Origin of the sequence: Janthinobacterium sp. SUN137 (assembly GCF_030587265.1) — a bacterium.
Lineage (GTDB): Bacteria > Pseudomonadota > Gammaproteobacteria > Burkholderiales > Burkholderiaceae_D > Janthinobacterium > Janthinobacterium kumbetense.
The window spans coordinates 1-5,474 of record NZ_JAPWHZ010000013.1; the positions used below are offsets into that span (position 1 = coordinate 1).

A 5,474-nucleotide genomic window follows, 5' to 3' on the forward strand; every position below is an offset into this window, starting at 1 on the left:
CCAAGCATGCTGCCTGCTGTTTGAACTCAGGGGAAAACGTACGTCTTTGCTTGCTCATCAAACACCTCTCCATGGCGAGCATTCTCGCCTAAATCAGTGTCCGGGTACATTAAACCACTACAATCTCTACTTAGGTTCCGCTCGCACCGTGAATCTCTATTGGGAAGCCGCCAGCATCGATATCGGACTGCCAACGATTAGTGCAATTACGGAACGAGCTGATTCCGAGGCGGGATTCTGCCTTTCGGGTACCATGCTTACTGCTTTTAAGGTGGAGTTGGAGCTGCTTTACAAACACTGGAATACATCACACAAAGGCCACGAATTACCACCTACGCATTCTGAACTGATGCATGCCGTGATTTTAGCATTGGACGATGAGTCGTTTGATAACGCAACGCTGATGATCGCATAGCTCGCTAGTAGATTCGAGAGGCCGCTTTATAGCGTAACCTGCCAACGACGGCAACCGGCCACAAGCAGACAGCCAGTACCTTACTTCAACCTCATCAGATTTGTAATGACCTCAACGTTCGTATTCTCACCGGATTCATTTTGGCTACGTATTCCGGCACAAGTAGAAACTATTTCGATAAAGCCGTTTGTCACGTCCTTCGGAGAGACTGACGAATTGCTTTGCTATGTGGGCGAGACTTTGATTGGCAAGCTTGTGAGGTGTGGCGATGGTGAGGGAAAAGTGATTGCTCTACTCCCTACACTTGATCGTAAGCGTGCATATCTCTGGCCAAGCCCAGATATGTTTTTGCAAGCGTTGTTGCATGTTCTGCGCTACGAATCCAACGCGGTCTTGTCTTGTGAGCGTGATACCGATCAAGACAAGGTTTTGTCGCTGACCGAGTATCATGACGTCGCCGCTGTGCTAACTCAGGTGGTTAAATTTAGCAAAGATGGGGCGGGAACGTGTCCAACATTTCTGTATCAGAAACTGTGATGCCGGTTCCGGCCGAAAGCGAACGGTCCATGTCCGCTCACAGGGCATTAATTATTACTTTGGTACCTGCGACCAGAAAGAATGACGATGAGTATTGATAGTTCTGACGTTGTCGATGGGTTAGGAATATCGAAGGCCGATGGAAAAGCCGTCCTTATAATCTCGGATCACCTTCCTTGGGACGATCAAGAGGCGCACTTCAGTCTGATCGAGAGAAAAATCGGAGCCTATCTCGCGTTTATTGCCAGTGGACAGGTGGTCGAAACGTTGCCAGCAGCAAAGGGCAAAGCTGTTCGAATTGAGCTGGTCTACGAGCATGTACCTACTACGGCAGCAGGACGATTCTTGACGGCGACCCGAACCCAACTGCAGTCCAATGGAGTCGAGTTCATTGCAATGAGTCTGCCCAACGTCTATTGATGCCAGTTGCAATCAGTCAAGGGAAGGTCTGCTATGGGGCGGAACCTTCCGATGACGGCAACCGGCCAAGAGCAGACGGCCTCGCAATTTTTATCTCATAGGAATAAATGAAGCACTTTATTAATGCGCAACTAGGGAGCGACGACTTTCGTCAGCAGTTTGCTGCAATACGGAACGCGTTTCTCTTGCGAATTGAAGAGGCCGCATCCTTGATGCCAAGCTGTGAGTTTCGTGCTTGCGACATTTCTGGGGAGCCGATCGCTTGGGTATGGAATGCAGAAGTATTTCAAAATACTGGCGTGGCGGGCTCACTGGTAGACGCAAAGGGCTTCGCTGCAAACATGATTAACTCCGGGATGAAGTTTGCTTTTGGTACTTGCCAGCACGACGGCAAGGAAATCATTTGGCTGACAACTTGGGAAGAACCTGAACAAGGCCCAGTGTGGCCGATCGGAGTGAAGATTCTGAAAAGTGAAGCGCACGACGGAGTTCAGATCGGGATACGCAAGTAGAAGGCCGGCGACTAAAAACGGCCAGTTGCGGACGTAGATATAGGCTATGACGTGTTAAAAAAAGAAAGTAGGAAGCATGGGGCTTGAGAATTTAAATGCAGTGGACGCTGTTGGTATTGAAACGGAATCGGACTACGTTGTACTGTCGATTATCGACTCGTGGGATTGGTCCGATGAACGTAGTCATTTGCTCGCGCTGCAAGGCAAACTCAACTCTTACTTTGGATTTGTCGAGAGTGGCCAAATTTACGACACGTATCCTTCTTCAGCAGGCAAGTCCCTTTGTATTGACCTTGTTAGCCGTTATCCGTTACCGACCACTGCATTAGACTTTCTGTACAAGGCCAAGGTTGTATCCGAGGAACTGGCGATTTCGTTGCGGTGGAATACGCTCCACGCCGGTACTGTGGCCTAGATGCCAAACGTCCGCTTTGGGGCGAATCCAGCCTGACGATACAGCCGCTAGATTTTCACCCTGACAACCTGCTATGCTGCCCTGAACGGCCGGGTTCGGCCAGAAGCGGCCTCTCGCGGTCGTCTAAACTTTCTTGCAAGTTGTGGAGCGCAATAATGATGGAACCCACTAATGTCCCCCCAGACTTCATCCCGATCTTTAACTTCAAAAACCAGCTGTCGAGATCAATCACGTTGGCACTGGAGTTGAATCCACTAGAGATTGTTTTAGCGCCTGGTGATGTTGTCCATGTATTCGTCTACAAAGACGACATCACACTACCAATGACCATGGAACTTAGCGAGGACTACCTGCAAATTCATCCCCACCGTAGTTGGGGCAACTGGTACGCGTACAAAAACGGGGAAGACGTTTCGGGAGAGCCGTATCGAACTCCAGTCAGCACATGGTAGCTGCAGGGTCCGTAAAATCAAGTTCGGATTTGCCGATGTCCGGTTTGGGGCGGAACCTGGCAACGACGGCAACCGGCCAGTAGCGGTCCTTCGGTCTAACCTCCTGCTGTGCAGACCCAAATGGGAACACGTTACTGCAAACGTGAGAAAGCGTTATTTGATTGCCCTCTCGTGGCGAAAGACATCGATGAATCTACAGTCCGCAATAAAAGCCATAAAAACTAACCACCAGTCCTCAGCTCGCATTGAAGCGGCCATACTGGGGATGTTAGCGGCAGCTGAGTCAAGCGTTGGTACGACTGTGTTTTTCGAAGACACACTCGCTGTGCTGGACGAACTGGCGTTGGCAAAGGCTTCTTTAGATATCGCGGCATGGCACACACCAGAGGTCACCTCAACCACTGCCTTCCTCCTGAGCCGAGCACAAGATTTTGTCGATGCTGAAACGATAGCGCCTACGGAGTGGCCGACTCCGACCGAACTATTACATGCGGTTCGAGCCGCGTCGAATGAGTTATCTAATGACAGGCCCTCGCCATAATTCTCGATTCTCCGAACGGCCGCTTCGGGGCGGAAGCGGACGGTACCTTTGAACCGCCACCAGTAGCTTAGGCTTTCCAGGTCCATGGTTCCGAAAACCCGATGGATCGTGTTGAGGCTTAAGTGTCCCGCGAAGCACCTGGCGTGCGATCTCGTAGCTGCCTGATCCACCGACGAGATCGGGACTGGCCTGTCTAGCCTCCCTGCCCTGCAGAGACTCCTGTCGCGCACCAGCAAGAGCTGGTTGAGCTTCGGCGGATTCCCGTATGAACGTTCCCGCGACAAAATGCCTTGCGACGTTAATCTTGGGTTTCGCATGTCGCGGAGCAATCGATTCGAGTGCTTTTTCGCATCATTTCCACTCTGCAACGATGCATTTAAGTTAAAGTGTTGCGTTGATCGATTGAGTCCGCAGCCAATAGCGGCCAGTCAACTCGCTCCAAAAAATCCTACAATTTATATGACGACCCTTTTAATCATTGACATGCAAGTTGGAATGACTTGGCCTAAAGCTGAGGTCCGGAATAATCACCAAGCAGAGGACACGATTGCTAGGCTTCTGAGGGATTGGCGGCTTCGAAAAGCGCCAGTGGTTCACGTTCGCCACATCTCTAGAACGCCCGGTTCGCCGTTTTGGCCCGGCCAACCTGGTGTAGAGTTTCAACCGAAGTTGTCGCCATTGGCGCATGAGCATGTGGTCGAGAAGAATGTGCCGGATGCCTTCATCAACACCGGTCTTGACCGCTGGCTTCATGCGCGCGGAGAATCAAGTATCGTCATCGTCGGAGTAAGTACCAATAATTCCGTGGAGAGTACAGCGCGGACCGCAGGCAATCTAGGCTTCAAAACCTTCGTTGTATCAGACGGTACGTATGCATATGCGAAAACCGATTTCAACGGGGTAGCGCGTTCTGCCGACGAGGTTCACGCGATGGCGCTTGCTAATCTAGATGGTGAGTATGCGACGATTATTCGCTCGGGCGATGCACTGAATGTGGCGCATTCTCTGGTATAAAAAACTGAGGTGCGGTCGTCAATCGGCCAAAAGCGGTCCTTCGTGAACAGCCGAGAGCACCCAGAAGCGACGTCGAAATAGACAGACGACGCCACCTAAATAGAGACGTTGGATTAATGACAAGCGGCAGGAAATTTATGAATCTTGAGCATAGCTTAGAGGTAAGAATCAAGGAAATTTGTGATGAAGGAGATGTGCTTATCGAAATGCGAGACTTGAAAGAGGCCTTCCAAAACTTTTCAGAAGCTTTGTCCCTATTGCCTGAGCCTAAACAGGAATACCGGGTAACGGCCGGCATTCTTGCAGGTATGGGCGACGTTTATTTTCATTCAAAGAGCTTTAGCCAAGGACAAGAAGTCCTAGCCGATGCGATGCATTGCGTAGGAGCGATCGGAAGCCCATTCTTGCATCTGCGCTTGGGGCAGTGTCAGTTCGAATTGAAAAACATGGATCGTGCTGCTGAGGAACTGGTGCGTGCATACATGGGGGCGGGCAAAGGTATTTTTGAGCATGAAGATCCGAAGTATTTTGAATTTCTAAAGACTAAGATCCTTCCGCCAGCAAGCGGTGAATGGTAGAACCTTGGCTTGCCTTCGATAAGCGCGGCTTTTCTTCCAACAGCTAGGTCCGCTTCGGGGCGGAAGCGGACGGTGCCATTGAATCGCCACTAGCAGCTTAGACTCTCCTGATCCATGGTTCTTGAAGGATGAAAAAACGATGGCTCGTGTTGGAGGCTCGGTGTCCTGCCAAGGTCCTGGTTTGCGATCTCGTAGCTACCTGGTCCAACGACGAGAGCGGGTCTGGGTCTATCTCCCCTGCCCTGCAGAGACTCATGCCGCGCTTGAGCATAAGCTACTTGAGCTTTGGCACGTTCCTTCACTAGCGTTCACATGGCAAAACGCCTTGCGACGGCAATCTCGGGTTTCGCGGGGCGCGGCGCAATCGATTCGGTTTTTCTTTCGCATCATTTCCACTCTGCAACGATGCATTTAAGTTAAAGTGTTGCGTTGATCGATTGAATCCGCAGCCAAGAGCAGACAGTCAATACCTTACTTCAACCTCACCAGATTTGTAATGACCTCAACGTTCGTATTCTCACCGGATTCATTTTGGCTACGCATTCCGGCACAAGTAGAAACTATTTCGATAAAACCGTTTGTCACGCCCT

General features: G+C 50.7%; 8 protein-coding genes. All 8 read left to right on the forward strand.

Annotated features, from left to right (window positions below; genetic code table 11):
- A partial coding sequence (locus O3298_RS29010; protein WP_305061187.1) for a hypothetical protein occupies nt 1-415 on the forward strand: 415 nt, incomplete at its 5' end.
- A gap of 105 nt (nt 416-520) precedes the next feature.
- Nucleotides 521-952: a hypothetical protein gene (locus O3298_RS29015; protein WP_305061188.1), complete on the forward strand. Its 432-nt coding sequence runs from the start codon at nt 521-523 to the stop codon at nt 950-952.
- Between the two features lie 87 nt (nt 953-1,039).
- Entirely contained in the window at nt 1,040-1,372 is a 333-nt protein-coding gene (locus O3298_RS29020) for a DUF6572 domain-containing protein (RefSeq protein WP_305061189.1), read from the forward strand.
- 107 nt (nt 1,373-1,479) lie between these two features.
- Complete coding sequence (locus tag O3298_RS29025) at nt 1,480-1,884, forward strand: hypothetical protein (RefSeq protein WP_305061190.1); 405 nt, start codon at nt 1,480-1,482, stop codon at nt 1,882-1,884.
- 76 nt (nt 1,885-1,960) lie between these two features.
- Nucleotides 1,961-2,299, forward strand: coding sequence for a DUF6572 domain-containing protein (locus O3298_RS29030; protein ID WP_305061191.1), 339 nt, complete (start codon nt 1,961-1,963; stop codon nt 2,297-2,299).
- Nucleotides 2,300-2,454: 155 nt separating this feature from the next.
- Nucleotides 2,455-2,751, forward strand: a complete 297-nt coding sequence (locus O3298_RS29035; protein WP_305061192.1) for a hypothetical protein — start codon at nt 2,455-2,457, stop codon at nt 2,749-2,751.
- 1,000 nt (nt 2,752-3,751) lie between these two features.
- Nucleotides 3,752-4,306: a cysteine hydrolase family protein gene (locus O3298_RS29040; RefSeq protein ID WP_101480873.1), complete on the forward strand. Its 555-nt coding sequence runs from the start codon at nt 3,752-3,754 to the stop codon at nt 4,304-4,306.
- 137 nt (nt 4,307-4,443) lie between these two features.
- Entirely contained in the window at nt 4,444-4,884 is a 441-nt protein-coding gene (locus O3298_RS29045; protein ID WP_305061193.1) for a M48 family metallopeptidase, read from the forward strand.
- Nucleotides 4,885-5,474: the final 590 nt, after the last annotated feature.

Coding starts and splice junctions, on each gene's coding strand:
- O3298_RS29040 (WP_101480873.1), top strand. CDS start 3,752: ATGACGACCCTTTTAATCATTGACATGCAAGTTGGAATGACTTGGCCT.
- O3298_RS29030 (WP_305061191.1), top strand. CDS start 1,961: ATGGGGCTTGAGAATTTAAATGCAGTGGACGCTGTTGGTATTGAAACG.
- O3298_RS29045 (WP_305061193.1), top strand. CDS start 4,444: ATGAATCTTGAGCATAGCTTAGAGGTAAGAATCAAGGAAATTTGTGAT.
- O3298_RS29025 (WP_305061190.1), top strand. CDS start 1,480: ATGAAGCACTTTATTAATGCGCAACTAGGGAGCGACGACTTTCGTCAG.
- O3298_RS29020 (WP_305061189.1), top strand. CDS start 1,040: ATGAGTATTGATAGTTCTGACGTTGTCGATGGGTTAGGAATATCGAAG.
- O3298_RS29035 (WP_305061192.1), top strand. CDS start 2,455: ATGATGGAACCCACTAATGTCCCCCCAGACTTCATCCCGATCTTTAAC.
- O3298_RS29015 (WP_305061188.1), top strand. CDS start 521: ATGACCTCAACGTTCGTATTCTCACCGGATTCATTTTGGCTACGTATT.